Source organism: Streptomyces sp. SID8352 (genome assembly GCF_009862265.1).
GTDB lineage: Bacteria > Actinomycetota > Actinomycetes > Streptomycetales > Streptomycetaceae > Streptomyces.
Genome location: NZ_WWGX01000115.1, coordinates 78291 through 105048 on the forward strand (window position 1 = coordinate 78291; position 26758 = coordinate 105048).

The 26758-nt window shown below is 74.9% G+C and carries 20 protein-coding genes; 11 read left to right on the plus strand and 9 right to left on the minus strand.

Going from position 1 to position 26758, the window contains the following annotated elements:
* Positions 1 to 1474 precede the first annotated feature (1474 nt).
* Positions 1475 to 2863, minus strand: coding sequence for an amidohydrolase family protein (locus GTY84_RS32555; RefSeq protein WP_161230032.1), 1389 nt, complete (start codon positions 2861 to 2863; stop codon positions 1475 to 1477).
* Positions 2864 to 2963: 100 nt separating this feature from the next.
* Here GTY84_RS32555 and GTY84_RS32560 point away from each other — a divergent pair, with 100 nt between their 5' ends.
* The 4 genes from GTY84_RS32560 to GTY84_RS32575 all read left to right on the plus strand — a co-directional run bounded on the left by GTY84_RS32560 (position 2964) and on the right by GTY84_RS32575 (position 7638).
* Positions 2964 to 4073: a zinc-binding dehydrogenase gene (locus GTY84_RS32560; protein WP_202552531.1), complete on the plus strand. Its 1110-nt coding sequence runs from the start codon at positions 2964 to 2966 to the stop codon at positions 4071 to 4073.
* A gap of 304 nt (positions 4074 to 4377) precedes the next feature.
* Positions 4378 to 5340: an aldo/keto reductase gene (locus GTY84_RS32565; RefSeq protein ID WP_161230033.1), complete on the plus strand. Its 963-nt coding sequence runs from the start codon at positions 4378 to 4380 to the stop codon at positions 5338 to 5340.
* A gap of 43 nt (positions 5341 to 5383) precedes the next feature.
* A complete protein-coding gene (locus tag GTY84_RS32570; RefSeq protein WP_161230034.1) occupies positions 5384 to 6364 on the plus strand; it encodes an alpha/beta hydrolase in 981 nt (326 codons plus the stop codon).
* 29 nt (positions 6365 to 6393) lie between these two features.
* On the plus strand, positions 6394 to 7638 hold the full coding sequence (locus GTY84_RS32575) for a multidrug effflux MFS transporter (RefSeq protein ID WP_202552532.1): 1245 nt from the start codon (positions 6394 to 6396) through the stop codon (positions 7636 to 7638).
* Positions 7639 to 8374: 736 nt separating this feature from the next.
* Here GTY84_RS32575 and hpaD read toward each other — a convergent pair.
* The 4 genes from hpaD to GTY84_RS32595 are packed head-to-tail and all read right to left on the minus strand — an operon-like array spanning position 8375 to position 13335.
* Positions 8375 to 9400, minus strand: a complete 1026-nt coding sequence (gene hpaD / locus GTY84_RS32580) for a 3,4-dihydroxyphenylacetate 2,3-dioxygenase (RefSeq protein WP_161230036.1) — start codon at positions 9398 to 9400, stop codon at positions 8375 to 8377.
* 18 nt (positions 9401 to 9418) lie between these two features.
* A complete protein-coding gene (gene hpaE, locus GTY84_RS32585) occupies positions 9419 to 10918 on the minus strand; it encodes a 5-carboxymethyl-2-hydroxymuconate semialdehyde dehydrogenase (protein WP_161230037.1) in 1500 nt (499 codons plus the stop codon).
* Positions 10919 to 10943: 25 nt separating this feature from the next.
* Positions 10944 to 11864: a 4-hydroxy-tetrahydrodipicolinate synthase gene (dapA, locus tag GTY84_RS32590; RefSeq protein ID WP_161230038.1), complete on the minus strand. Its 921-nt coding sequence runs from the start codon at positions 11862 to 11864 to the stop codon at positions 10944 to 10946.
* A 37-nt stretch (positions 11865 to 11901) separates the two neighbouring features.
* The gene (locus GTY84_RS32595; RefSeq protein ID WP_161230039.1) at positions 11902 to 13335 is read right to left on the minus strand and encodes a fumarylacetoacetate hydrolase family protein; all 1434 of its coding nucleotides are present in this window, start codon (positions 13333 to 13335) and stop codon (positions 11902 to 11904) included.
* Positions 13336 to 13606: 271 nt separating this feature from the next.
* On the opposite strand from GTY84_RS32595, the gene GTY84_RS32600 reads away from it, so the two are divergent.
* The 6 genes from GTY84_RS32600 (at position 13607) to GTY84_RS32630 (ending at position 20876) form a co-directional block, all read left to right on the plus strand.
* Positions 13607 to 14365 carry an alpha/beta hydrolase gene (locus GTY84_RS32600; protein ID WP_237532921.1) on the plus strand — a complete coding sequence of 253 codons (759 nt, stop codon included), beginning with the start codon at positions 13607 to 13609 and terminating at the stop codon, positions 14363 to 14365.
* Between the two features lie 64 nt (positions 14366 to 14429).
* Complete coding sequence (locus GTY84_RS32605; RefSeq protein ID WP_161230040.1) at positions 14430 to 15104, plus strand: GntR family transcriptional regulator; 675 nt, start codon at positions 14430 to 14432, stop codon at positions 15102 to 15104.
* A 538-nt stretch (positions 15105 to 15642) separates the two neighbouring features.
* Positions 15643 to 16761: a phosphotriesterase gene (locus tag GTY84_RS32615; RefSeq protein ID WP_161230041.1), complete on the plus strand. Its 1119-nt coding sequence runs from the start codon at positions 15643 to 15645 to the stop codon at positions 16759 to 16761.
* Complete coding sequence (locus GTY84_RS32620; protein WP_161230042.1) at positions 16758 to 17828, plus strand: aryldialkylphosphatase; 1071 nt, start codon at positions 16758 to 16760, stop codon at positions 17826 to 17828. The genes GTY84_RS32615 and GTY84_RS32620 overlap by 4 nt, the downstream gene beginning before the upstream one ends.
* 41 nt (positions 17829 to 17869) lie before the next feature.
* Positions 17870 to 18847 carry an alpha/beta hydrolase gene (locus GTY84_RS32625; protein WP_161230043.1) on the plus strand — a complete coding sequence of 326 codons (978 nt, stop codon included), beginning with the start codon at positions 17870 to 17872 and terminating at the stop codon, positions 18845 to 18847.
* 316 nt (positions 18848 to 19163) lie between these two features.
* Positions 19164 to 20876, plus strand: a complete 1713-nt coding sequence (locus GTY84_RS32630; RefSeq protein WP_161230044.1) for an amidohydrolase — start codon at positions 19164 to 19166, stop codon at positions 20874 to 20876.
* A gap of 114 nt (positions 20877 to 20990) precedes the next feature.
* Here GTY84_RS32630 and GTY84_RS32635 read toward each other — a convergent pair whose 3' ends face one another.
* From GTY84_RS32635 to GTY84_RS32645, 3 genes are read right to left on the minus strand one after another with little or no spacing between them, the layout of a single operon-like run.
* A complete protein-coding gene (locus tag GTY84_RS32635; RefSeq protein WP_161230045.1) occupies positions 20991 to 21356 on the minus strand; it encodes a nuclear transport factor 2 family protein in 366 nt (121 codons plus the stop codon).
* A 56-nt stretch (positions 21357 to 21412) separates the two neighbouring features.
* The gene (locus tag GTY84_RS32640) at positions 21413 to 21784 is read right to left on the minus strand and encodes a hypothetical protein (protein ID WP_161230046.1); all 372 of its coding nucleotides are present in this window, start codon (positions 21782 to 21784) and stop codon (positions 21413 to 21415) included.
* On the minus strand, positions 21781 to 22779 hold the full coding sequence (locus GTY84_RS32645; protein WP_202552533.1) for an endonuclease/exonuclease/phosphatase family protein: 999 nt from the start codon (positions 22777 to 22779) through the stop codon (positions 21781 to 21783). Before GTY84_RS32645 ends, GTY84_RS32640 begins: the two co-directional genes overlap by 4 nt.
* 398 nt (positions 22780 to 23177) lie before the next feature.
* Here GTY84_RS32645 and GTY84_RS32650 point away from each other — a divergent pair, with 398 nt between their 5' ends.
* Positions 23178 to 23843 carry a CBS domain-containing protein gene (locus GTY84_RS32650; RefSeq protein WP_161230047.1) on the plus strand — a complete coding sequence of 222 codons (666 nt, stop codon included), beginning with the start codon at positions 23178 to 23180 and terminating at the stop codon, positions 23841 to 23843.
* A 426-nt stretch (positions 23844 to 24269) separates the two neighbouring features.
* Here GTY84_RS32650 and GTY84_RS32655 read toward each other — a convergent pair whose 3' ends face one another.
* Complete coding sequence (locus GTY84_RS32655) at positions 24270 to 26702, minus strand: SpoIIE family protein phosphatase (protein WP_161230048.1); 2433 nt, start codon at positions 26700 to 26702, stop codon at positions 24270 to 24272.
* Positions 26703 to 26758: the final 56 nt, after the last annotated feature.

Genomic DNA, 26758 nt, shown 5'->3' on the forward strand with positions numbered 1-26758 from the left:
GCAGCGCTCGTCGGCGTCGGAAGGCGCGCTCTTCGGACGGGCCCGGGGGGAGTGACGCTCAGCGTGCTGGGGCGTCGAGGGGGGCGATGGGGGTCAGTGAGGTTGGGTGAAGTTGGGTGAGCAGCGTTCTCGGGTGGGAGCGGTGCTCGCGGAGGAGGGCAACGCTCACAGAGGAGAGCGATGGCAACAGGTGAGAGCGGTGGTCACAGAGGAGAGCCACGCTCACAAGAGAGGACAGCGGCCGCAAGAGAGGACGGTAGTCACAGGGGAGGACGGTGCTCGCCAAGGGGAGCAGTGCTCGCAGAGCAGGACGGTGGCTCGCGGATGAAGGCGGTGCTCACACAAGGGGACAGCGCTCTCCCCAATGAGCGGCGGCCTCGGTTGCGAGCGGCGTTCACAATCGAGGCGGCCCGCTCGCAGAAGGGAGCGGCGCTCATGAAGGGGAACAGCGCTCTCCTTGGCGAGCCGCCGCCTCAAATGCGAGCGGCGCTTTCCCCGACAAGCAGCACCCCCGGGCGCGGCGAGCAGCGCTCTCCCGGGCGGGCAGCGACCTCGGAAGTGAGCAGTGCTCCGACCTCCTCCCTCCCCCCAGGGGGCCATCCCCACAGAAGGGCGAGCAACGTTCTCCCAAGTGACCCCCGCTCCGGATTGCGAGCGGCGCTCTCGCTGGCGAACAGTGGCCAACGACGCGAGCGGCGCTCACAGACACGAGCGGAGACCTCGCCGACGAACAGCGCTCACGCAGCAGGGAGGCGACCCAGATCTACGCGGTGCCCACCGGCAAGAGCAGCGCCGTGCTCGGCCAAGGCCGCACCCCGCCGCATGCCCCCACGCGAAGCCCACACGTGCGGCAGCCTCTTCAGCGAGCACCGGCCTCCCGCGTGAGCGGCGCTCACACGGCAGAGCGGCGCTCACGCAGGAGAGCGGCGCTCACACAAGAGATCTGCGTTACTCCAGGTCAGCCCCGGCCGCAGCCTCAGCCCCAGGTACAGCCCCCGGCCCGGCCCGGCCCGAGCCCGAGCCCAAGCCCCGACCCCGGTCACGGGTCCCGGCCCCGGCCACCTGCGCAGACCGAGAGCACCGCTCACCACCACAAACACCGCTCCCAATCGAGAGCACCGCCCACAGACAAGAGCGGCGCCCCCAAGGAGCGCCGCCATCAACAATCATCCGCGAACGAACCACGCGGCGCAGGGCCGCACATCCGCACGCCCCGCGCACCTTCGAGAGCGCCGCGCACCACCGAGAGCACCGCTCCGCGCCAAGAGCACCGCTCCCCCGCGAGGTCAGCGTACGCAAGCAAGAGCAGCACACCCCTCCGAGATCACCCCGTGCAAGCGAGAGCGCCGCTCCCCGCCGAGATCACCGTGCCCAAGCGAGAGCACCGCCCCGCGCGGGGGTGAGCCGGGCCCACCCACCCGGGCGACGCCACCGCCACGCCGGTTCAGGCGCCGCCACACCGTTTCCGTCACCGTCACACCGGTTCCGGCGTCGTCGCTCGGTCGTGGACGATCCGGCCGTCGACGACCGTCAGGTCCACCGCCACGTCCGGCAGCTCCGCCGGAACCAGCGCCAGCGGATCGGCCTCCAGGACGCACAGGTCGGCGACCATGCCGGGGGCGAGCGTCCCCTTCCAGTCGGCGGCGTGGTCCTGGCGGGCGGGTTCGACGGTGTAGCAGCGCAGAAGGCGTTCCATCCGCGCGCGGGGGTCGGCCGCAGGACCCATCCACGCGTCGGCGGCGGCGATCTGGCGCCGCCAGTCCGGGGAGAGCACCGGCGCGTCGGAGGTCAGGCAGAGGGAGACCTCCTCGTCCAGCACCGCCTGGAGCGGCCAGGCCGCCGCCGCGGAGCCGGGGCCGAGCGCGTCGTCCACCAGGGAGCGGGTGCGCAGGGCGATCTCCGGCTGGGTGTCCAGGCCGACGCCCAGCGCGGCCATGCGGCGCAGTTGGGGACGGGTGACGAGGTCGCCGTGGATGATGTAGTGGCCCAGGTCGGCGTCGTGGTCGGCGCGGGCGCGCTCGATGGCGTCCAGGGTGATGTCGATGGTCCGGTCGCCGGTGGCGTGGACGCCCACCTGCTGTCCCGCCCGGTGCGCGGCGATGATCATGCGGGCCAGGTTCGCCTCGCGGTCGGCGTCGTCGGTGCCGTCGACGAGCAGGGTGGCGCTGGCGCCGTCGGCGTAGCAGTGGTGGGTGTAGGCGGACCGCATCGGCGGGATGCCGTCGGCGAATATCTTGACGCCGGCGAACCGCAGCCACCGGGGGTCGCTCGTCAAGGAGTCCAGGGCGGCGAGGCCGGCGAGGAAGTGCTCCAGATCGCTCGGGCCGTCCAGCTCCCCGTACAGCCACAGCGCGGTGACCCGGGCCTTCAGCAGGCCCTCGGCGGCCAGGGCGCGGTACTGCAGGGCGACCGAGGTACCGAAGGCACCGCTCTCGCCGTGGTCCTCCCCCGGGCCGAGGCCGGGCTCGGTGTAGCTGGTGATGCCCAGGGAGGCGGCCAGGGCTCCGGCCCGGAGGATGGCCTCGCGGCGCTGGGCGTCGTCGAGGAGCGGCCGGTGGGGGACGGGGCCGGGACCCGCCTCGTCACCGAACAGGGTCGTCGGCCACATCGCGCCGAGCCAGGTGGCATGGAGATGGGCGTCGTTGATGCCGGGCAGCACGGCTCGTCCGGCGAGGTCGACGACCTGGGTGGCCGACCCGGCGTGGGCCATCACCTCACGGTCGTCGCCGAGGGCGCAGACGAGCCCGTCGCGTACGGCGAGGGCGGTCGCGTCCCCGCCGCCGGGCGCCAGGGAGTGGACCGCACCGCCCCGCAGGATCAGGTCGGCCGATGCATTGCGGGCGTCGCCGTCGGCTCTGCGCACGGGTGCTCCTCGTTGCTCTCAGGGTCTCGACATTTAAATCAACGTCCGTAGACTAACGCATCGTCGAGCCCCCGAAACGCTCGATTCAAAAGGAGTTCCGATGGACATTCCCTCGTCGACCCGCGCAGCCGTCCTCACCGCGCACGGCGCCGCGCTGGACCTCACCGAACTGCCCCTGCCCCCCAAGCCGGAACCGGGCGCCGCCCTGGTGCGCATCGTCTGCACGACCTTGTGCGGCACCGACATCGAGATCTGGTCCGGCAAGATGAGCTTCCCGGGCATGCTGCCGATGGTCCTCGGCCACGAGATGGTCGGTGAGATCGTCGCCGTCGGGGAGGACACCCGCGACGCGCTGGGCCGTGAACTGACCGTCGGCGACCGCATCGGCTGGTCCGAGTCGACCTGCGGCGCCTGCCACGGCTGCGCCGTGCTGCGTGAGCCGGTCGCCTGCTCCGAGCGCGGCTACGGCTTCCTCCAGCGCTCCGACGTGCCGCCGTTCGCCACGGCGGGGCTGAGCGAGTACGCCTACGTGGTGCCGCGGGCGGCCAAGCTGCTGCTGCCCGGGGACATCCCGGACACCTGGGCCGCGATGGCGGGCTGCGCGGCGAAGACCGTGCTGCGGGCCTTCTCCCGGGCGGGCGGGGTCCGTCCCGGCTCCCGGGTCGTCGTGCAGGGCTCGGGAGCGCTCGGGCTGTTCGCGACCGCCGTCGCCCGCATCAGCGGCGCCGGCAGCGTGATCACCGTGGGCGCTCCCCCGGCGCGGCTGGCGCTGGCCCGGGAGTTCGGCGCCGACGAGACGGTCGACATCGCCGACGGCTCGGAAGCCGCCGTCTCCCGGGTACGGGAGCTGACCGGCGGCCGGGGCGCCGACCTGGTCCTCGACTTCGCGGGAGCCCCCTCGGTGGGCCGGGAGGCCGTGGAGATGGCGGCGCAGCGCGGTCGGGTGGTGATCGTGGGCAGCACCGGACCGGTCTCCGAGCCGGTGCCGATGGGCACGGTGATGGGCAAGGAGCTGAACGTCATCGGCTCGCTCAACGGCGACATCGCCGACTACCACGACGCCATCGGCTTCTTCTCCTCCTTCGCCGACCGCATGCCCTGGGACCGGCTCTTCGGCGCGCCCGTCGGCCTGTCCGGGGCGTCCGAGCGGATCGCCGCGATGAGCCGCCACGAGGAGATCAAGGCGGTCGTCGACCCCCGCCTCCCCTGACCCGGCCGCCCGCCCCGGCCACCCGGCCACCCGGCCCTCCCGGCGACCCGCACCGCGCTTCGCCGTGCCGTGCCGTGCAGTGCCGTGGCGAGTGACCGCCCCACCGGCCGACTTCCCGCACGACCGTGCCCGCCCGACCCCGCGCCCGAACGCACGGCCCGGCACAGCAGCGCACCGCTCAGCACGGCACTGCGCGGCGCACCGACCACGCGGCGCACCGCCCCACCGACTCGACGGCCCGCCGTCCCGCCCGCCCCGCGGCCGGGCGGACGCCCGGTCGAGCCACCGACGAAAGGCCCCACCCATGACCACCGCACCGCTGCCCCGCCACCGCATCGGCACCAGCGAGCTGGAGGCCTCCGCGCTCTCCCTCGGCTCGTGGCACACCTTCGACCGGATGGACTTCGCGGACGCCGTCACCATGGTCCGCCACGCCATGGACGAGGGCGTCAACCTCTTCGACGTCGGCGTCTACGCCATGCCCGGCATGCCCCCGGTCTTCACCGACGTGCTCTGGGGCTCGATCATGCGCGCCACCGGAGCACCCCGGGACTCGTACCTCGCCTCGGTGAAGCTCTGGATCGAGGCCTTCGGCGAGGACGGCTTCGGCCCGCAGCTCAAGAACGCCTTCCTGCGCACCGGTCTCGACCACGCCGACCTGGTGATCCTCGGCGATCTGCGCCGCGACGACGTACGGCTGGAGGACCTGGTCGACGACCTGTCGGCGCTCACCCGGGCCGGGCTGATCCGGGCCTGGGGCGTCAACAACTGGTCGGCGTCGAACATCCACGCGCTGCGCCGCATCGCCGCCGAGCGGGGCGTCGACGGACCGCAGATCGCGCAGCTGAAGTACAGCCTCGCGCGGCGCTCGATCCCGGACGGCGCGCCGTTCGCCGAGCTGTTCGGCTCCGGGTTCAGCATGCAGGCCTCGGACGTGCTGGAGGGCGGCATCCTGGCCGGCCGCACCTCGCCCGACCGGGAGATCGGCCGCGACCCCGGCTCGATCCGCGAGGCGATCGTGGCGACCGTCCCGGGCATCACCGCGCTCGCGGAGGAACTCGGCGCCACGCCCGCCCAGGTGGCCGTCGCCTTCACGCTCACCCACCCCGCCAACGCCACGACGCTCGTCGGCGCCACCCGGCTGGAGCAGGTGCGGCAGAACATCGGCGCCCTGGACCTGGTGCGGCGGGTCGGGGCCGAGGAACTGCGCGCCCTGGTCGAGCCGTTCTGGGTGGACCGCGGCGTCGTGGACCCCGAGGGCCCCTGACCGTGCCCGCCGTCCCCGTCCCGCCCTCTCCCAGGAGCAGCCGATGATTCCCGTCCCCTACGACCCGCAACTCGAACCGGGGCTGGCGGCGTGCCGCGACCTCATCGAGGGGATACCGCTGCGGGCCGACACCATCCTGGCCAACCGCGCGCACTTCGCCACCCTGGTGCCCCCCGTAGAGGAGGTCATCGGCGACCGGCCGGTGGAGTACGCGCACCGCACCGTGCCCGGCCCCGCGGGGGCGCCGGACGTGGAGCTGACGGTGCTCAGCCCCCGGGGCGGCGCCCGCGACGCGCCCGGCCTCTACGGCATCCACGGCGGCGGCATGATCCTCGGGAACCGGCTGTTCGGCGTCGCCGGGCTGGTCGAGGACGTACTGGCGTACGGCGCGGTCGCCGTGACCGTCGAGTACCGGCTCGCCCCCGAGCACCCGGCGCCCGCCGCCGCGGAGGACTGCTACGCGGGGCTCGTCTGGTTCGCCGAGCACGCGGCAGCGCTCGGCGTCGACCCCGCCCGCATCGTGGTCGGCGGAGCGAGCGCGGGCGGGGGCCTGAGCGCGGCCGTCGCCCTGATGGCCCGCGACAGGGGCGGCCCCGCGCTCGCCGGGCAGATCCTCGACTGCCCGATGCTCGACGACCGCAACGACACGGTCTCCAGCCGCCAGTACGACGGCATCGGCATCTGGGACCGCAACAACAACGACACCGCCTGGACGGCGCTGCTCGGCGCCCGACGGGGAACCGCCGAGGTGTCGCCCTACGCGGCTCCCGCCCGCGCCGGGGACCTGTCCGGTCTGCCGCCCGCGTACGTCTCGGTCGGCGCGGCCGAGGTGTTCCGCGACGAGGCCGTCGACTACGCCACCCGCATCTGGGAGGCGGGCGGCGCCGCCGAACTGCACGTCTGGGCGGGCGGCTACCACGGCTTCACCGGCTTCTCGCCGGACACCGAGGTGTCCCGGAGCGCGGTGGCCGCCCGGGAGTCGTGGATGCGGCGCGTCCTCGGCACCGCCGGCCGGTCCGGGTGACCACGGCCACGGCGAGCGGCGCGCGCGTCATGAGCGCGCGCCGCGCCGCGTTCGTCCTGGGCTCGATGGAAGTCTTCGGACCGCTGTCGATGGACCTGTCCATGCCGCTGCTGCCGCAGCTCGCCAAGGACCTGCACACCAGTGACAGCCTCGCCCAGGCGTCGATGTCGGTGTGCATGCTCGGGCTGGCCTTCGGACAGCTCGTGGCGGGCCCGCTCAGCGACCGGCTGGGCCGGCGGCGGCCCCTGGTGTGGGGCGTCGCGCTGTTCACGGTGTTCTCGCTGCTGTGCGCGTTCGCGCCGAGCATCGAGATCCTGCTGGTGCTGCGGTTCCTGCAGGGGGTCAGCGGCTCGGCGGGCGTCGTGGTGGCGCTCGCCGCCGCCCGGGACATCGCCTCCGGCATCGAACTGGCCCGGCTGCTGAGCCTGCTCGGGCTGGTGGGGGCGCTGGCGCCGGTCCTGGCACCGGTCGCGGGCGGCCAGCTCGCGGCCGTGCTGGACTGGCGGGGCCTCTTCGTGGTCCTCGCCGGGGTCGGCGCGGTCCTGGTGGTCGTCGCGGGCACGCTGCTGCCCGAGACGCTGCCGGCCGGGCAGCGCCACCGGGGCGGGCTCGCGGACACCGGGCGGCGCTTCGGCACGGTGCTGCGCGACCGGCTGTTCGTCTGCTACCTGCTGGTCGGGGCGTGCACGGGAACGGCGTTCTTCACCTACCTGGCGTCGATCAGCTTCGTGCTCCAGGACGGCTTCCGGCTCAGCCCCCAGGCGTTCGGCGTCGTCTTCGCGGTGAACGCGGTCGTCGCGATGGCGGGTTCGCTGTTCAACCGGGCGCTCGTCCGGCGGGCCGGTCCGGCGCGGATGTACGTGGTGGGCACGACGGCGACCGCGGTCGCCGCGCTGGCCCTGCTGGGCACGGTCCTCGGCGGGTTCGGGCTGGTGCCGCTGCTCGTGGTCCTGGCCCTGGTGCTGTTCTGCTACGGCGTGATCAGCCCGAACAGCTCCACCCTCGCCCTGTCGGGGCACGGGGAGCGGGCCGGCACCGCGGCCGCCCTGCTCGGCATGTCGAGCTTCGCCGTCGGCCCCGTCGTGGCGCCGCTGGCCGCGATGGGCGGCTCGGTGGAGGTGACCATGGCGGTGACCATGGCCGTCGCCTGCGCCGCCGCCTGCGTCCTGGTGTGGGGCGCGGTCCGCCCGCGGCTGCGCCACGCCGGGGAGACGGTCCTCGTGGCGGACGCCCGTCCCGGCACTCCCGCCGACCCGCGCACCACAGGAGGCTGAGCCCCTCCCCCACGCCCCTGCTCCCCGCGCTTCCCGACCCCGCTGCCGCCGGTCCACCCCCGGCGGCAGCGGCCTTTCCCTGCCCGGCGGGTACGGTTCCGGCCGGGTCGGCCCGGCGGGAACTGTCCCGGCCGGGTCGGCCCCGGCGGGTACGGTTCCGGCCGGGCCGGCACCGCGCATCGCCACCGCACGCCACCGGGGGGACGGGCAACGGGTGCCGGAGGCCACGACCGCGCCGGGTCGGTGGACGGCGGCCGACGGGTGCGACGCACCACTCCCCCGGGCCCGGCGGGCGGCGCCCGTGCACGGGCGCCCCGTGTGCCGTGCGTACGCCGGTCCACGGCCCGGGGACGCGCAGGGCACCCAGGGCAGGGACAGGGCGCACACGGCGGGGAGAGGACGGACGGCGGGCGCCGCCGCGGCGCGTCCCGTCCCCTGGGAGCGCTCACGACGCCGATGGACACCCGCCCACCCGGCCCCGACGACCGCCCAGGCCACCGGACGCCCCGGACACCCGGTCCACCGGACACCCGATCGCCCGCGGACCGGGCCCTCGGGGCACCCGCGCACCCGCGCACCCACGCACCCGGTCCACCGCGCATCCGGGCACCGCCCACGCCCCCTCACGCGCGCACATCCGCGCCCCGCGCCCCCGGGCACGCCGGAGGGCCGGACGCGTGGTGCGTCCGGCCCTCCGGGCCCGGGGCGGCCGGGCGGCCGTGCCCCCGGGCGGGGATCAGTCCTCGGGCTTGGACGGGTCGACGATGCCGAGGCCGTCTGCGCCGACCTGCACCGCGGACTCGTCCAGTGCCGACTCCACGACGGGCTGGGGGTGACCGTCGAGGTCGAGGACCGGGGAGGCCTCCTTGTACCAGGACTCGATCACGGCGTTGCCCCAGAAGTCCCGGCGGCGGTCGTCGTGGACGTTCCACCGGTAGGTCTCGTGGTCGGGGTCGCCGGTGTAGTAGTCGGAGGTGTAGATCTCCACGCGGTGGCCGTCCGGGTCGCGCAGATAGAGGTAGAAGGCGTTGGAGACGCCGTGCCGGCCGGGGCCGCGCTCGATGTGGTGCTCCATGCGCTGGGCGCCGAACAGGTCGGCGGTGCGCAGCACCTGGTGGGACTCGTGGGTGGCCACGCCCACGTGGTGCAGCTGGGGTCCGGCGCCGCCGGTGAAGGCGACGTCGTGGACGGTCTGCTTGCGGTACATCCAGGCCGCGTACAGCTCGTGCTCGTCGCCCTCGATGGTCTCCGAGCAGCCGAAGCCGAGCGCCTTGTAGTGGGCGTAGGCGGCGGGTATGTCGGGGGTGCAGATGTTGAAGTGGTCCAGGCGGGCGATCTGGGCACCGCGGTGCAGGTCGTAGCGCTGGATCAGGCGCTCGGCGCGGTCGATCTCGTGGAAGAACTCGATGGGGAAGCCCAGCGGGTCGACGACCCGGACGGCGTCCCCGACGCCCGGCGTCCCGGCGCCCCGGGGGACGCGGCGGACGGGCAGCCCGAGCGCGGTGAAGTACTCCTCGGCGCGGTCCACGTCCTCGGGGGTGCGGACCCGGTAGGACAGGTGGTCCAGGGCCGCGACGTCACCCTTGCGGAGCACCAGGGAGTGGTGGGTGAGTTCGTCGGTCCCGCGCAGGCAGAGCAGGGACGCGTCCTCGTACTGGACGTGGAAGCCGAGCATGTCGACCCAGAACCAGCGGGCCCGGTCCAGGTCGGTGACGACCAGCTGGGCGTATGCGGAGCGGACGACGTCGGGAGGGGTGGTCATGAGTACGGCTCCTAACGGTCAGGACGCACCGAAGCGGGGGGTGTGGGCCTCGCCGAGCATCACGTGGACGATCTTCGACTCGGTGTAGAAGTCGATACTATGCGCTCCGCCCTCGCGGCCGAGGCCGGAGGACTTCACGCCTCCGAAGGGAGTCCGCAGGTCACGGACGTTGTGGGAGTTGATCCACACCATGCCGGACTCGACGGCGTGGGCGATGCGGTGGCCGCGCTTGAGGTCGGACGTCCACACGTAGGCGGCGAGTCCGAACTCGGTGGCGTTGGCCAGTTCCACGGCCTCGGCCTCGTCGTCGAAGGGGGCGACGGCGACGACGGGACCGAAGATCTCCTCCTGGAAGATCCGGGCGTCGCGGGGGACGTCGGCGAAGACGGTGGGCTGGAGGTAGTTGCCCCCGGACAGGTGGGCGGGGCGCTCGCCGCCCGCGACCAGCCTGGCCTCCTGGCGGCCGATCTCCACGTAGTCCAGCACGCGGGCGTAGTGCTCGGCGTGGACGAGGGCGCCGACCTCGGTGGCCGGGTCGGAGGGCGGGCCGACCTTGACGCGCTCGGCCCGCTCGGCCAGGCGGCGGGTGAACTCCTCGTAGACGGGGCGTTCCACCAGGACGCGGGAGCCTGCGGTGCAGCGCTCGCCGTTGAGGGAGAAGACCCCGAAGAGGACGGAGTCCAGCGCGGCGTCCAGGTCGGCGTCGGCGAAGAGGACGACCGGGGACTTGCCGCCCAGCTCCATGGAGGTGGTCTTCAGGTGCGCGGCGGAGCTGCGGACGATGTGGCGGCCGGTGTCCGTGGAGCCGGTGAAGGAGATCAGCGGCACGCCGGGGTGGTCGACGAGGGCCTGGCCGGCCTCCTCACCGATGCCGTGGACGATGTTGACGACGCCCGAGGGGACGCCGGCCTCGTCGAGGATCTCGGGCCACAGGCTGGCGGAGAGCGGGGTCCACTCGGCGGGCTTGAGGACGAGGGTGCAGCCGGAGGCCAGCGCGGGGGCCAGCTTCCAGCTCTCCAGCATGAACGGGGTGTTCCAGGGCGTGATCAGTCCGGCGACGCCGACGGGGGTGCGGACGACGTAGTTGATCTGCTGGTCCCCGGCGCGGAACGCCTCCTCGCCGAGGGCGACGATCACGTCGCCGAAGTAGCGGAAGTTCTCGGCGGCGCGGCGGGCCTGGCCCCGGGCCTGGGTGATGGGGAGGCCGGAGTCGAAGGTCTCCAGGGCGGCCAGCCGCTCCTCGCGGGCCTCGACGGCGTCGGCGATGCGGTACAGGACGCGGGCGCGCTCGCGGTTACCGAGCTTCGACCAGGCGGGGAAGGCGGCGGTGGCCGCGGCGACGGCGAGGTCGACGTCGGCGGTGCCGCCGGCGGCGGCCCGGGTGTAGGGGGCGTTGGAGACGGGGTCGCTGACGGGGAAGGTGCGGCCGTCGGCGCTGTCGAGCAGTTCGCCGCCGATCCAGTGGCGGATCTGCTCCGGCAGGCCGTCGGGGCGGCCCGCGGTCGGTGTGGTGGACATGGGGATGTCTCTTCCGTTCGGTGGGTCAGATCTGCTGGGTGAGGTCGCCGCCCTCGGCGAGCAGGGCGCGGATGCGGGTGAGACCGTCCTCGGTGGGCGGGGTGAGCGGCGGGCGGACGTGGCCGGAGGCGATCAGGCCCTGCTGTTCCAGGACCCACTTGGCGGGAGCGGGGTTGGTCTCGACGAACAGCAGGTCGACGAGGGGGTGGAGCCGGTAGTGCAGGTCCCGGGCGGCGTCGAAGTCGCCGGCCTCCCACAGCTCGTACATGCGGGCCACCGCGGTGGGGGCCAGGTTGGCCACGGCGGAGACGAAGCCCGCGCCGCCGAGGGCGAGCAGCGGCAGGCAGAGCAGCTCGATGCCGGACCAGACGAGCAGTTCCCGGCCGCAGGCGTGCAGGACGCGGGAGAAGTGCTCGAAGTCCTTGGTGGTCTCCTTGACGCCGACGAAGTTGTCGAAGTCGGTGAACAGGCGCCGCACGGTCTCCGGCGCGATGTCGACGGCGGTGCGGGAGGGCACGTTGTAGGCGACGAGCGGCAGGTCGGGGAACTCGCGGGCCACCGTGGCGTACCACTGGTAGAGCGCTTCCTGCGTGGGCCGGGCGTAGTACGGGGTGATGACGAGGGCGGCGTCGGCGCCGAGGTCGCGGGCGGCGGCGGTGATCTCCAGGGTCTCGTCGAGCTTGTGGGAGCCGGTGCCGGGCAGGAAGGGGACGCGGTCCCCGATCTCGTCGGCGACGGTCCGCATGGCGGCGATGCGCTCGGCGGTGGTCTGGGCGGACGGCTCGCCGGTGGAGCCGCCGAGGGAGATGCCGTGCGAGCCGGATTCGAGCTGCCAGCGGATGAGTCCGCGCAGGCTGTCGTGGTCGACGGCGCCCTCGGCGGTGAAGGGGGTGACGACGGGGGCGATGGAGCCGCGGATGGTGGCGGGGTCGCTGCGGAACTTCATGGGGTGCTCCGTGGGTGGAGGGGTGCGGACGGGTGGGTCAGGACTGGCTGTCGCGCCACTGCTCGTAGGCGGACCGCCAGGAGGGGCCGAGCGGGTAGAGGCCCTGGACCGGCTCTCCGTCCGCGACGCGTTCGGCGATGAAGCGCTCCTGGAGCTCCTGTTCGGCGCTCTCGGTGGCGAGTTCGCGGGCCAGGTCCGGGGGGACGACGACGACGCCGTCGGCGTCACCGACGAGGATGTCGCCGGGCTGGACGAGGGCACCGCCGCAGGCGATGGGCACGCCGGTGTCCCAGGGGACGTGGCGGCGGCCGAGGACGGCGGGGTGCTCGGCGGCGTAGTAGGTGGGCAGACCGAGTCCGGTCACGGCGGCGCTGTCGCGCAGGGCTCCGTCGGTGACGACGCCCGCGGCCCCCCGGACCTTGGCGCGCAGGGCGAGGATGTCGCCGATGGTGCCGGCGGTGGGGTCGCGGCGGGCGTCCATCACGAGCACCTGGCCGGGGCGGAGTTCCTCGACGGCGCGCTTCTGGGCGTTCATGCCGTTGCCGTACCGGGCGAAGAGGTCCTCGCGGAGCGGGAGGTAGCGCAGGGTGTGCGCGGTGCCGACCATCTTGGCGGCGGGGTCGGTGGGGCGCACGCCGTCGATGGTCATGTGCAGCAGCCCGCGCTTGCGCATCTGGGAGCTGAGGGTGGCGGTGGCCACCTCGCTCAGGGCCCGGGCCAGTCCGGGATCGAGGGCGGGCTCCGCGATGTGGGCGGCGCCCAGGGCGTCGGCGCGCAGGGCGTCGTCGACGCGGGGCATGGCGCCCCAGGCGGCGAGGTCGTGACCGGCCTCGGCGACGGTGTTGCGCAGCACCCCGGTGGACCGACCGTCGGCGGTGGTGACCTCGACCTCGACGGTGTCGCCGGGGGTGACGACGGAGGCGCCGGTGGGGGTGCCGGTGAGGATGACGTCGCCGGGTTCGAGGGTGACCAGCCGGGAGAGGTCCGCGACCAGGTCGCCGAAGGGGAAGAGGAGGGTGGAGGTGTCGGCGTCCTGGACGGTCTCGCCGTTGACCCGGGTGCGCAGCCGGAGGGCGGCGGGGTCGAGGGTGCGGGCGTCCAGGAGTCGGGGGCCGAGGGGGGTGAAGCCGTCGGCGCCCTTGGAGCGGAGGTTGGAGCCGCGGTCCGCGTGGCGCAGGTCGTAGGCGCCCGCGTCGTTGGCGGCGGTGACCCAGGCGACGTGGTCCCAGCCCTGTCCGGGGGCGACGCGGTGGGCGCGGCGGCCGATGACGAGGGCTATCTCGCCCTCGAAGGACATGAGTTCGCAGCCGCGCGGGCGGACCAGGTCGTCACCGGTCCCGGCGAGGGAGGAGGGGGGCTTGAGGAAGTAGGAGGGCTGGTCGGGTACGCGTCCGCGCTCCTTCGCCCGGCAGGCGTAGTTGAGGTGGACGGCGATGATCTTCGAGGGCTGGGTTCCCAGCGGATGCGGCATGGGAGTTCTCCCGGGGCGTGGGCGGCGTCGGGCGTGTGCCGAGGAGCGGTCGGCACCGGGCCGGGCCGGTGGGACGGGGACGCGGGACGGCGGACGGAGGCGGTCCTCGCGGTGACCGGTTCGCCCGCTCACGGGCCGTCTCCGGCACCGGACCATCCGTCCAGTAATCGTATACGATATCAGCCACGATCCAGAAGGGAAGGCCCTCCGTCCGGATTCATGGCAGCGAGCGCACCGGACCGCTAGGATGGCAAATCGTATACGAAACTCGATGCGAGAGGCGCGAGAGATGCAGAGTCGCACCGGTCTGACCGTCCGTACGTTCACTCCCGGCTCCCCCTCCGGGAAGCCGCCCGTCCTGCTCGTGCACGGCTTCGGCTCCGACGGGGGGCGGGACTGGGTGGACACCGGCATCGCCGCGGCACTGGCCGACGCCGGGCGCACGGTGCTGGTGCCCGATCTCCGGGGCCACGGGCAGAGCCCGGCGCCGGCCGGGGCCGCCGAGGCCGGTGCCGACGCCCAGGCCCGCGATCTGGTCACGGTGCTGGACGAGTCCGGGGCCGGGGAGTTCGACGTCGTCGGCTACTCGCTGGGCGCCCGGCTCGCCTGGGAGCTGCCCGCGGCGGCCCCGGGCCGGGTGCGGCGGGCGGTGCTGGGCGGGCTGAGCCCCGCGGAGCCCTTCGAGGCGGTGGACGTGGCGGCGCTGCACCGCGCGGTGGCCGACGGGACGCCGCCCGCCGACCCCTTCACCGGGGCCATAGCGGGCATGGTGGGCGCGCACGGGGAGCGGGCCGCGGGCCTCGCGCTCTGCGTCGAGGGGCTGCGCGGCACGCCCTTCGCCCCGGGCTCCTGGGACGGCGCCACGCCGCCGGTCCTCGTCGTCGGGGAGCAGGACATGATGACCCGGGGCATCGAGCGGGTCGCCGGGCTCGTCGACGGGGCCGAGCTGATCACGGTGCCCGGCGACCACCTCCAGGTTCTCGCCGGTGAGGAGTTCCGCCGTACAGTCCTTGAGGTCCTTGCGCGGTGAGAGTACGAGTGCATGGGCCGGGTGGCCGCGCCGCGTCCGCCCGGCCCGGGGTAGGGGAACACCTATGAGTGCCACGGAGAAGCAGGCCCGGGCCACGGGCTCGAAGGCCGAGGTCAGCTACGAGCTGCTGCGTTCGCGCATCCTCGACGGGACCTACGGTCCCGGCTACCGGCTGGTCCTCAGCCAGTTGGCGCGCGAGACCGGGGTCAGCACCATCCCGCTGCGCGAGGCGCTGCGCAGGCTCCAGTCCGACGGGCTCGTCGAGGTCGTCCGCAACATCGGCGCCCGGGTGGCCGTCTTCGACGCCGCCCAGGTGGAGCACTCGCTGCACGTGCTGGCCCGCCTGGAGGGGTACGCGACGGCGATCTCCGCCCCGCACATGACGGCGCGGCACATCCAGCGCTCCCGGCGGATCAACGCCCGGATGACCACGGCGCTGGAGGACTTCGACCCCGCCTCCTTCACCGCGCTCAACCGGGAGTTCCACTTCTCGCTCTACGAGCACTGCCCGGACGCCCATCTGGTGTCGCTGCTGGAGGCGGAGTGGGCCCGGCTGGACCACATGCGCCGCTCCACCTTCAGCCATGTCCCGGGGCGGGCCCGCCGGTCCGTCGAGGAGCACGAGCGGCTGCTGGAGCTGATCGGGGAGCGGGCGGGCGCCCAGGAGATCGAGCGGGTGGCCTGCGCGCACAAGATCGCGACGGCGGAGGCGCTGCACCGGTCGCAGTCCGGCGAGTAGCGCGGCGGGGCGGACGGTCCCGGCGGGTCCGGCGGGTCCGGCAGGTCCGGCAGGTCCGGCAGGTCCGGCAGGTCCGGCAGGTCCGGCAGGTCCGGCAGGTCCGGCAGGTCCGGCAGGTCCGGCAGCGGCCCCGGAACGGCCCGGCGGTCCCCGGGAACCGGCCGCGCGGCCCGGAGCGACGGAGGGGCTTCGGTACGCGCGGGTCCCGGTGGCCCGAGCCGAACGTGCCCGCGCGCTCCCCGCCCTCATCGGCACCGACCCTTTGAGGGGGACTCCCCCCCAGGGGGCGGTTCCGTTCGCGGGCGGGCTCCGGGGCGCCCCGCACCGCCCCGCGGACGGACGTGCCGACAGGCCCCCGTTCCCGCACGGACCATGGGCACCGCACGGACATCGAACCCGCCCGGGACGCCGCGCCACGGCGCCGGGGAGGGCACCGCCGAACGCCACGGTCCCGGACCGGTGAGGCGTGAGCCGTGACCGTGAAATCCGGCCCGCCTAATCGTATACGATCAGGTATCTCATCTGTTAGCGTGACCGCATGTCCACTACCGACTCGACGGCGGGGACGGCCGGTGCGCCGGCCCCCGTGCCGCTGCCCGGGGGGACCGTCGTCACCGTCACCGGCGAGGTCGCGCCGGACACGCTGGGCGCGGTGCTCCCCCATGAACACCTGCTGAGCGATACCGCCCCGCCCGGGGACACCGCGGACTCCTGGGCGGCCTCGGGCCGTACCCGCCCGGCCACCGCGACCCGGATCTCCTTCTACCGGGCGCCGTTGACGATGGGCCTGCTCGGTGACATCGCCCTGGGCGTCCCCAACCGGGACAACTGGCTGCTCGGCGACGAGCAGGTCGCAGCCGAGGAGGCCGCCGCGTTCCGGCTGGCCGGTGGCGGCACTCTGGTGGACCTCACCACTGCCCAACTGGGGCGCGATCCGGCCGGGTTGCGCCGGATCTCCGAGTCCTCGGGCGTCACCGTCGTCATGGGCACCGGCCGTCACCACCCCGCGTGGGGCGGAGTCCGTGCGGGGGAGTCCGCGGAGGAGCTCACCGAGGAGTTCGTCCGCGACCTCACGGAGGGCGTGGGCGGCGTCCGCGCCGGTGTGATCGGACAGCTCGGCGCCCTCGATCCCCGGGAGCCCGCCGAGCGCGCCGTCCTCGCCGCCGCGGCCCGCGCCTCGGCCGCCACCGGCGCCGCCGTCTCGCTCCGCCGCTCCGCCGACCCCGGCGTCCAGCGGCACGTCCTCGACCTGCTGGCCGAGGAGGGCGCGGATCTCGGCCGCGTCGCCGTCGGTGGCTGCGACGCGCTCTCCCCCCGCCCCGACGACCTCGAACCCCTGCTGGAGCGAGGGGTGTTCGTCCAGTTCGACCGGCTGGGCCGACTGCCCTCGGCGGCCAGTGCCAGCGACGACCAGGACGTGGCCGCCGCCGTGCTGGAGCTGGCCCGGCGGGGTCACGCCGGACGGGTCCTGCTGTCCCAGGGCATCGACTCCAAGGCGGGGCTGCTCGCCCACGGCGGGGGCGGCTACGGCTTCCTCCTCCAACAGTTCGTCCCCTACCTGCGGATGCTCGGGGCGGACAACGCCCTCGTCGAGACCGTCACGGTGCGCAACCCGGGACGGCTGCTGACCATCGCCGAGCAAAGGACCGACGCGTGAGCCGCCACCCCTTCGAGATCCCCGACCTCTCCGGGCGGGTCCTGAGCGTCACCGGCCCCGTCGACCCGGCGACGCTCGGCCCGACGCTCATGCACGAGCACGTCTTCGTCGACCTGCGCCGCCCGCCCCGGTTCCACCGGCCCGGCGAGGACTCCCCCGAGGCCGCCGAGCCGCTCACCTCCGCCAACCTGGCCCGCACCCGGCAGGGCCGCCCCAACGCCGACAACGACGTGATGGGCGACTTCGACGAGATGCTGACGGAGGTGCTCGCCTTCGCCCACAGCGGCGGCGGAACCCTGGTCGAGGTCTCCCCCATCGGCCTGGGCCGGGACCCGGAGGCCCTGCGGCGGCTCTCCCTGGCCTCCGGGCTCACCGTCGTGATGGGCGGCGGCTGGTACACGCCGACCTTCCACCCGGCGGACTTCTCCCGGCGCGGCGTCGACGAACTGGCCGACACCATCGTGCGCGACATCGTGCTCGGCGCCGACGGCACCGGGGTGCGCTCCGGCATCATCGGGGAGGTCGGCGCGGAGACCGCGCCGCTGACCGACGGCGAACTCAAGAGCGTCCGGGCCAGCGGACGGGCCAGCAGGGCGACGGGCGCGCCGGTCACCTTCCACGTCGGCGGCGTCGGCGAGGACAAGCTCCGGGTCCTCGACATCCTCGCGGAGGAGGGTGTCGACCCCTCCAGCATCGTGCTGGGCCACGCCGGGGAGATCCTCGCCGACCCGGCGCTCGGCCGGCGCGTGCTGGAGCGGGGCGTCTTCGTCGAGTTCGACTTCCTCGCCTCCCCCGGAAGCCCCTGGGGGCACCTGTTCCTCACCAGCGACCACAAGACCGCCCGGGGCGTCGCCGAACTGGTGGAGCAAGGCCACACGGAGCAGATCCTCCTGGGCCACGACGTCTGCCAGAAGATCCAGCTCAAGAAGTACGGCGGCCACGGGTACGACTACATCCCGCGCCACTTCCTGCCCGCGCTGGGGCGGCTCGGCGTGGCCGAGGAGGCCCTGCACACCATCATGGTCGACAACCCCGCGCGGGCCCTGACCTTCGCCGCACCGCGGTGACCACCCGCCGCCACCCGTCCGACCCGCCCCGAGGGAGCACCATGCGCGTCACCCCCGTCCCCTTCGATCCCGCGCTCGGCGCCGTCCTCGACGCGATGCCCCGCGCCGAGGGGCCCGCCCCCTCCCCCGACGGCGTCGCCGCGGTCCGCGACTCCGCGTCGGCCATCCCGCTGCCGACGGTCGCCGAGGTCATCGGCGGCCGCGCCATCGACGCCGAGGAGCGGACCGTCCCCGGTCCCGAGGGCGCGCCGCCGCTCGACGTCACCGTGTTGCGCCCGCGGGGCGCCGCCGGACCGGTCCCGGGGCTGTTCAACATCCACGGCGGCGGCATGATCAGCGGCCACCGCCACCAGGACACCGCGCGCCTCGCGGACCTCGTCGAGGAACTCGGCGTCGTCGCCGTCAACGTGGAGTACCGCCTCGCCCCCGAACACCCCGACCCCGCGCCGGTGGAGGACTGCTACGCCGGGTTCCGCTGGATGGCCGGGCACGCGGCGGAACTCGGCGTCGACCCCGGCCGGCTGGTCGTCATGGGCGGCAGCGCCGGGGGCGGGCTCTCCGCCGGGGTCTGCCTCCTGGCGCGCGACCGCGGGGGACCGGTGCCGGCGGGGCAGTTGCTGCTGTGCCCGATGCTGGACGACACCAACACCACCGTCTCCAGCCACCAGTACGACGGCAGCGGCACCTGGCAGCGGGAGATGAACATCCTCGCCTGGCGGGCGCTGCTGGGCGAACGGGCGGGCGACCCGGCGGCCGGGGTGTCGCCCTACGCCGCCCCCTCGCGCGCCGGCGACCTGTCCGGCCTGCCGCCCGCCTTCGTCGAGGCGGGCAGCGCCGAACTCTTCCGCGACGAGGACGTGGCCTACGCCTCCCGTATCTGGGCGGCCGGGGGCCGGGCCGAACTGCACATCTGGCAGGGGGCGTTCCACGGCTTCGACGTGTTCGCCCCGGACCACGAGATCACCCGGGCCGCCCTCGCCGCGCGCCTCTCCTGGCTCCGCCGGGTACTCGGCCTCTGACCCGGCCGGGCCCGGTGCACGACCGGACCACCGGCGCGCACCACCCCACGCGCACGCACCCCGCGCGCACCGGCCGGGCCGACCCGTCGGCGGCCCGACCCGCACGTACGGACGTACCGCTCGGGCACGGTCCACCCCCGGCCACCGGGGGCCGACCCCGCCCGTCCACCCCGCCGTCGCCGGGCCCGCCGACGCACCGCCGCCCCGGCCCGGCCCCTCCCCCGGGCCCGGCACCGCGCCCCTGGCGGGGCGTTCCGCTCCGGGCCGGGCGCCCCTCCCCACCCCGACATCCCTTCACCAGGCAGAAAGGTCACCGATGCCTCAGACCGCGGACCTCATCCTGACCGGCGGCGACGTGCTGACCATCGACGAGGCGTTCTCCGTCGCGCAAGCGGTCGCCGTCCGGGACGGCCGTGTCCTCGCCGTCGGCACCGACGCCGAGATCCGGGCCCTCGCCGGCCCCGGCACCCGGACCGTCGACCTGGCCGGACGCACCGTGCTGCCCGGCATCAACGACTCCCATCTGCACGCCGCCGCCTGGGCGCTGACCAGCCCGCCGTTCGCCCTGGCCCTGGGCCACCCGGCGGTGGAGTCCATCGCCGACACCGCCGAGGCGGTGCGCGCGGCGGCTGCCGCCGCTCCTCCCGGCGAGTGGATCACCGGACTGGGCTGGGACGTCGGCTACCTGGCCGAGTGCCTGGCCGACCCGTCGCGCCGGCCGCACCGCGCCGACCTGGACGCCGTCGCCCCCGACCACCCCGTCTGCCTCACCGACTTCTCCGGCCACATGGTCTGGGTCAACTCCCGGGCCCTCGAACTCGCCGGGATCACCCGCTCCACCGAGCCCCCGGCGGGCGGCGTCATCGACGTCGACGCGGACGGCGAGCCCACCGGCATCCTCAAGGAGACCGCGCAGGCCCTGGTGACCGGCCTGGTCCCGCCCGCGACCGTGGAGCAGCGCAAGGAGGCCATCCGCAGCGCCGTGGCGGCGCTGCACGCCGAGGGCATCACCAGCTACACGGAGCCGGGCCTCGGCCCCGGCGGCGCGGAGATCCTCGGCGGCGGCCTCGACACCGCCACCCTGCACGCCTACGTCGAACTGGCCCGCGCCGACGAACTGGCCTGTCGCGTCCGGGTACTGCTGCTGCCCGCGCCGATGGGCGGCTCGGCGGCGGAGGTGACCGAGGGGCTCAGGGGACTCGGCCTGCCCGACGACGTGGACCCCCAGCGGCTGGCCGTGATCGGCGTCAAGATGTTCGCCGACGGGGTCCCGCCCAACGAGACCGCGTGGATGCACGAGCCGTACGAGGGCGGCGGCCACGGCGCGCTCTGCGTGCACGGCGCGGACGCCGGGCTCAAGGCGGCGGAGCTGACCGAGATGATCCGGGTCGCCCACGCCGCCGGCCACCAACTGGGCGTGCACGTCACCGGCGACCGGGGCATCGACACCGTCGTCGACGCCTTCGCCGCCGCCCAGTCGGCCCACCCCCGGCCGGACGCCCGGCACTACATCATCCACGGCGACTTCGCCTCGGCCAAGAGCCTGGCGAAGCTGGCCGCGCACGGGTACGGCGTCAACATGAACCCGGCCATCAAGTGGACCATCGCCGACCTGATGGACGACATCGTCGGCAGCGCCCGCTCGGACTACCAGTGGCCGGTGCGGTCCGCCGCCGAGGCCGGCATCCCGGTCTGCGTCGGCTCGGACGCCCCGATCACCGAGCCCAACTGGCGGCGCGGCGTGGCCGCGATGCTGCTGCGCGAGTCCAAGGCGACGGGGCGGGTCAGCGGCCCCGAGCAGCGCGTCACCCTGGAGACGGCGCTGCGCGCCTACACCGTCAACGCCGCGCGGCAGGACTTCGCCGAGGAGTGGAAGGGCAGCATCGAGCCGGGCAAGGTGGCCGACCTGTGCGTGCTCGGCGGCGACCTGCGCGCCACCGACCCGCACGACATACCCGCGCTCCCCATCGACCTCACCATCCTGGACGGCGTCGTCGTCCACGACCGCGGGAGCGCCGGCACCGGCTGACCCGCGGGCGCGTGCGGACGGGCACGCGCCGCGCGGTGCCGTGCCCGCCCCCGTGCGGGCACGGCACCGCGCCCCGGCCGGCGGGCACCGTGCGAGGGCACCGCCGGACGGGGGTCAGCGGTAGTCGTTCTCCTTGAGTTCGATCACCCAGGCGCGCCGCTCGCAGATCCTGCCGTCGCGCATCCGGAAGACCTCGGCCATGGACATGCGCATCACCTCACCGGTGTCCCGCTCCACCTCCCCGGTGATCTCCGCCATGACCACGTCGTCCTCCTCGACCATGCGCACCACCTCCAGGCGCGGGGGCGGTACGAAGCCGGGCCCCTCGATGGCCGCGTCGTATGCCTCCTTGCCGGTCAGGCGGAAGCCGCCGAAGACGGTCCACTCGATGTCGTCGGTCAGACAGGAGAGGATCTGCTCGTGGTCGTTCCTGCGAAACCCGTCCAGGTAGGTCTCGACGGTGCGCTTGTTCCGGGACATGACGGTCCTGCTCTCTTCTCGTGGGCCGCGCGCGGCGGGGATGGTGGCGGGGCGGGTCAGACCTCGCCGCCGGGCCACGGGCGGTCCATCCCGGGCAGGGCGTAGCCCGCCGCCTCGTCCCAGGGCACGTCGAGGTCGTCCAGGTGGACGCTCCACCGTGCGTCCGGCAGGGCGCGGCGCAGTTCGGTGACGGAGCCGAGCACCCGGACGATGACCGTCACCACCCGGTCGGGGTCGAACGGCATCTTGGTGGAGCCGCCCACGATCCGCCCGGGGGCGTCGTCCTCGCTCTCGTAGAGGTACAGCCTCTCCTCGTCCTCGTAGGGGAAGGAGGCGGTGTGGGCGGCGGCGACGCGCTGGACCAGGGCCGCTTCGGCCTCGGTCAGGGGTGTGGCGCGGTCGGCCCGGTAGTAGAGGGAGACGCTCATGGGCCGAGCGTAGCGAGGGGGTCGGACAACGCGGCCGCGGCCGGTCCGGCGGGGGCCGGCGACGGGCCCACGGGCGCGTCCCGGGCGGGCCGGCGGCCCCGGTGGCGCACCGTCAGGTCCACGACCACCGGGCGGTGGTCCGAGGCCGCCGTCGCGACCGTACGGGCGCCGGTGACGGTGACCCCGGGCGAGACCGCGACGAGGTCGACGCGCTTGACGGGGCCGAGCGCCGGGTAGGTGGGACCGGCGTCCGGCGCGGCGTCGCGCAGCCGCCGCCAGAGGGGCGCCAGCTCCGCCGCCCCCGGCTCCGCGTTGAAGTCGCCGACCAGCACCTTCGGCCCCGTGTCCTCGGCCAGGACGTCGAGCATGTCGGCGACCTGGGCCCGGCGGACCGCCGGGTCGGCCCGGTGGTCCAGATGGGTGGAGTAGACGTGCGCGCGGACCCCGCGCACGCCGACCACGACCTCCGCGAAGCCGGGCGCGGGCGCCGGGACGGGGTCGGGCGTCTGGGTGGAGAGCCGGGTGATCTCGTGGTTCCGCGCCGCCAGGACCGGAAGGCGGCTCAGCACGGCGACGCCGAAGCGGCGGCGCGGGGCCCCCGCGGTGGCCGGGTCGAGGTCGTAGACGGGGGCGAGGAACACGCGCATGCCGAGTTTCGCGGCGAGTTCGCGGGCCTCGTCGGCGAAGTCGCTGCGCTCGCCCCAGTGGACGTCGACCTCCTGAAGGCCGATCACGTCGGCGCGCAGCTCCCGCAGGGCGTCCGCGGTGCGGTCGAGGTCGAACACACCGTCCTGGCCCGCTCCGGCGTGGATGTTGTACGTCGCCACCCGCAGCGGCACCGGGGGCGCCGCTCCCCGGACGGCCGTGCCGTCGACGGCGGTCGCGGCCGGGGGCACCACCGCCGCGCACGACAGGACGGCGGTCAGGGCGACGGCGGCGCGGCGGGCGCGCGCGGGGCGCGGTGAGCGGGGCACGCGCGGCGATCGGGGTGTCATGCGGTCTCCCCTCCCTGTTCGGGTGGTGTGACGTCGGGATGCCCTCGACCGGAGCCGCCGCTCGCGGGCGGAGCACGGCGGGACACCGCGGAGTTCGGGGCCCGGGAGGGATGTGCCCGCGAGGAGGCCCTCCTACGCCGGGCGCGGATCGGCCCCCTCCGCGGGAGGCGGGGCGGACCACCTGCGGCAGCGGCCCGGCCGGGGGCCTCGCGCCCGGGTGGCGGCTCCCGGCGGGTCACGGGGCCGTGCGCCGTCGGCCGCTCCTGTCCTCCGTCCGGGTGCATCTGACGCCGGTCGCGGCGGCGGCTCGCGGGCACCCCGGGGCCGCGCGGGACGTTTCACGGGCAAGGACGGCGAACGCCGGACGAGCCGGTCCGGCAGCGGAGAGGAAGACCCTGATGAAGCACCAGAGGGTGGGCGACCTGATGAGCGACGCCGTGGTCCGCGTCCAGCGCGGGACACCGTTCAAGGAGATCGCCCACCTGCTGCAGGAGTACGACATCACCGCGGTGCCGGTGGTGGACGACGGGCACCGGCCCGTGGGGGTCGTCTCGGAGGCGGATCTCCTGCAGAAGATGTGGGGCGGTGAGCCGGACGGGTCGGCCGGGGAGGCGGAGCCGTGCCGGCCCGCGGCGGCCAAGGCGGCGGCCACGGACGCGGAGGGGCTGATGACCTCCCCGGCGGTCTGCGCGCGCGAGGACTGGAGCGTCGTGGACGCCGCGCGCACCATGGCGCGGGCGGGCATCAAGCGGCTGCTGGTGGTCGACGACGGGGGGCGGCTGGTCGGGGTGGTCAGCCGGGGGGATCTGCTGCGGGTCTTCCTGCGCCAGGACCGGCTCATCCGGACCGAGATCATCGAGGAGGCCCTGGTCGGCTCGCTGGGGCTGGCGCCGTCCTCGGTGCAGGTGGACGTCACCCATGGACACGTCACCCTGAGCGGGCGGCTCCCGGCGGAGGTGCGGCCGACGGAGTTGGAGGAGCTGTGCCGCCAGGTGGACGGTGTGGTGGCGGTGGAGTTCCGGGCGGCCGGGGAGGGGGACGCCCCGGGCCCGGCCGGGGGGTGACCGGCGGGCGCGGTGCCCGGGCCGGTGCCCCGTACCCGGCCGGGACTTCCGTCACGACGCCGACCGCGGCCGTGCGGCGTCGTGCGCCGGCCCACGGCCGGCCTCCGCGCCGTCCCGGGACCGCGCCGTCCCTGGCCCGCTGCGGGAAAGCGCCCCTCGGGACCGTCCTCCCCGGGCGGGAGGGCCGGTGAGCAAGGAGCGGTTGAGCGGCGCGGCGGGCGCGTGCCTCGCTCCGGGGGGCCGGGGTCGGCCTCCAGCGCGCGGGGCCGACCCCCGGGACGCGGGGCCCACATCAGCCGCACGGGTCCGTTCCCCCGCGCGGCTCCGTGTCCTCGGTGACGGTCCGGAAGGGAACGCCGTCCCGCCACCGGCCTCGGACCCCGGATGCTCCGGCCGCGGCTCCGGCGGACTCCGCCACCGCCCCGTTCAGCCGGGGAGGAGCGGCTGCTCCGCCCAGATCGTCTTGCCGGACCGCGTGTACCTGCTGCCCCAGCGGTGCGCCACTTGGGCGATGAGGAACAGCCCCCGCCCGCCCTCGTCCATCAGCCGGGCCGGGCGCATCCGCGGCTGGGTCTGGCTGGCGTCGGAGACCTCGCAGATCAGGCTCTCGTCCTTGATCAGCCGCAGTTCGAGGGGCGGCTCCGCGTAGCGGATGGCGTTGGTGATCAGCTCGCTGACGATCAGTTCCGTGGTGAAGGCCAGCTCCTCCAGGCCCCATTCGGCCAGTTGGACGGCGATCAGCCGCCGGGCCTCGCCGACGACGCTGGGCTCGGCCTTCAGCCGCCAGGTGGCGGTGGAGCCGGGGGGCAGCAGCCGGACTCCGGCGACCAGCAGGGCCACGTCGTCGGCGGGCGGTTCGGTCAGTGCCCGGTCCAGCGCGGCGCGCCCGGTGGCGGCCGGGGTCTCCCCCGCCGCCACGGCCTCGGCCAGCGCCTCGCGCAGCCGCCGGGACCGGCCCTCGTCGCGGACGAGTTCCTGGGTGGGGAAGGCCAGGACGCTGCCCGGCGCGAGGGTCAGGTCCAGCGACTCGAAGGGCATGTGACCGGTGCCCAGGGCGGGGCCGGGGGTCAGGGGCACGGGTGCGTGCTCACCGTCCGCGGTGATCAGGACCGGTGGCGGATGCCCCGCCCCGGCCATGACGCAGTGCCCGGTGACGGGGTCGTAGACGCAGTACAGGCAGGTCGAGCCGAGCACCCCGCCGACCCGGGACTCCGGTTCGTCCGCGCCCAGCCGGACCACCAGGTCGTCCAGGTGCGTGAGCAGTTCTTCCGGCGGGAGTTCCAGGTCGGAAAGCGTCTGCACGGCGGTGCGCAGTCGCCCCATGGTGGCGGCGGCGGCCAGCCCGTGGCCGGCCACGTCCCCGATGACGAACGCCACCCGGGCGGCGGGCAGTTCGATCACGTCGTACCAGCAGCCGCCGATGCCCTGGGCGTTGTCGGCGGGGACGTAGAGGCCGGAGGACTCGGCCGCGCTCAGCGCCACCCGCGAGGGCGGCAGCAGGCTGCGCTGGAGCGATTCAACGGTGCGCAGTTCGGTGGTGTAGCGGCGGGCGTTCTCCAGGGCCAGCGAGGCGCGGGAGGCGATCTCCTCGATCAGCGGCACGTCGCTCTCGGTGAAGGGCGCGCTGTCGCCGCCGCGCCAGAGGGCCAGCACGCCCAGCACGCCGCCGCGCGCGTGGAGCGGGACGAACAGCGCGGAGGAGGCCATCGCCGGGAAGAGCAGCCGGCGCCGTTCCGCGTCGGCGCCCAGGTCCTCCCGCCAGGCGGCCAGGTCGGGGACGAGGACGGCGCGGCCCCCGAGCAGGGCCTCGCTCTCCTCCCGGATGGCCTCGCTCTGCTCGCCGGGGGCGCGGATGGTCTCGCCGCGCTGGTGGATGTCCTCGGGCCACTCCCCCTCGGCCGCCGCGGCGGCGACCCGGCGCAGCTGGGCGCCGGGGCCGAAGGAGCCCGCGTCCTCCCCCCGGATGGCCCCCTCGGAGAGGTCCACGCTGGCCAGGTCCGCGAAGTCGGACGCCAGCAGGGAGGCCAGCTCCCGGGCGTTGTGCGTCATGTCCAGGGTGCGGCCCAGCCGGGTTGCGGCCGAGTAGAGCAGCCCGAGCCGACGCCGGGAGGTATGGCTCTCGGTGACGTCGGTGAAGACCACGGCGACGCCGGTGACCCTGCCGCGGGAGTCGTGGAGGCGGAAGGCGGACAGGGAGACGACGCGTTCGCGGCCGGGGCTGATCCGGTAGCGGGCCCGGCGCTCCCAGCCGATCAGCGACTCCCCGGTGTCCAGGACGTGGCGCAGGCGCTCCTCGATGGCGGCGGCGTCCCGTGCCACGAGGATGTCCGTGAGGCGCAGATCGGGCGGCTGTTCGCCGTCCGGGAAACGGGATCTGCGCAACAGCCGCGGGTCGTGGTTGGCGCGGATGATGCGCAGGTCGGTGGCGTGGACGATGAGCCCGACGAGGTGCTGGCCGAACAGGGCGCGCAGCAGTGCCTCGTCGCCTCCGCCGGAGGGCGTGTCGACGGCGGGGGCCACCCGGACCACGAACCGCGCGTCGCCGTCCCGGGCTCCCGGCGGCGGGGGCAGCGGCGTCACCACGGCGTCGACGTCCAGTGTCGAGCCGTCCTCCCGGAGCAGGGCGGTCCGCAGCGTCCGGCGGGCCGGTCCGGGGGCGGCGAGGGCGGCGGTCCAGGCGTCCGGGTCGGCCGCGATCTCCGTGACGCGCCGTCCGGGCAGCTCCGCGAGGGGCCGGTCGTCCAGCGGCGGCACGGCTTCCGCGCACCGCAGCACGACGCCGTCCCGGTCCAGCAGCAGAACGGCCGCGCTTCCGTCCGGCGGCGGGTCGCGGTCGTCTGCGGGCGTCGTCGGAGTCACTCGGCTGCCTCGTTCTGTCGGACACCGCTCGGCAACGGGGGGTCGCACCTCCCGAC

Bases quoted from the DNA above. Each gene is read 5' to 3' on its own strand.
- GTY84_RS32635 (WP_161230045.1), bottom strand. From the start codon at position 21,356: ATGTCCCGGAACAAGCGCACCGTCGAGACCTACCTGGACGGGTTTCGC.
- GTY84_RS32575 (WP_202552532.1), top strand. From the start codon at position 6,394: ATGAGCGCGCGCCGCGCCGCGTTCGTCCTGGGCTCGATGGAAGTCTTC.
- GTY84_RS32570 (WP_161230034.1), top strand. From the start codon at position 5,384: ATGATTCCCGTCCCCTACGACCCGCAACTCGAACCGGGGCTGGCGGCG.
- GTY84_RS32630 (WP_161230044.1), top strand. From the start codon at position 19,164: ATGCCTCAGACCGCGGACCTCATCCTGACCGGCGGCGACGTGCTGACC.
- hpaD (WP_161230036.1), bottom strand. From the start codon at position 9,400: ATGACCACCCCTCCCGACGTCGTCCGCTCCGCATACGCCCAGCTGGTC.
- hpaE (WP_161230037.1), bottom strand. From the start codon at position 10,918: ATGTCCACCACACCGACCGCGGGCCGCCCCGACGGCCTGCCGGAGCAG.
- GTY84_RS32615 (WP_161230041.1), top strand. From the start codon at position 15,643: ATGTCCACTACCGACTCGACGGCGGGGACGGCCGGTGCGCCGGCCCCC.
- GTY84_RS32640 (WP_161230046.1), bottom strand. From the start codon at position 21,784: ATGAGCGTCTCCCTCTACTACCGGGCCGACCGCGCCACACCCCTGACC.
- GTY84_RS32600 (WP_237532921.1), top strand. From the start codon at position 13,607: ATGCGAGAGGCGCGAGAGATGCAGAGTCGCACCGGTCTGACCGTCCGT.
- GTY84_RS32560 (WP_202552531.1), top strand. From the start codon at position 2,964: ATGGACATTCCCTCGTCGACCCGCGCAGCCGTCCTCACCGCGCACGGC.
- GTY84_RS32605 (WP_161230040.1), top strand. From the start codon at position 14,430: ATGAGTGCCACGGAGAAGCAGGCCCGGGCCACGGGCTCGAAGGCCGAG.
- GTY84_RS32650 (WP_161230047.1), top strand. From the start codon at position 23,178: ATGAAGCACCAGAGGGTGGGCGACCTGATGAGCGACGCCGTGGTCCGC.
- GTY84_RS32625 (WP_161230043.1), top strand. From the start codon at position 17,870: ATGCGCGTCACCCCCGTCCCCTTCGATCCCGCGCTCGGCGCCGTCCTC.
- GTY84_RS32595 (WP_161230039.1), bottom strand. From the start codon at position 13,335: ATGCCGCATCCGCTGGGAACCCAGCCCTCGAAGATCATCGCCGTCCAC.
- GTY84_RS32645 (WP_202552533.1), bottom strand. From the start codon at position 22,779: ATGACACCCCGATCGCCGCGCGTGCCCCGCTCACCGCGCCCCGCGCGC.
- GTY84_RS32565 (WP_161230033.1), top strand. From the start codon at position 4,378: ATGACCACCGCACCGCTGCCCCGCCACCGCATCGGCACCAGCGAGCTG.
- dapA (WP_161230038.1), bottom strand. From the start codon at position 11,864: ATGAAGTTCCGCAGCGACCCCGCCACCATCCGCGGCTCCATCGCCCCC.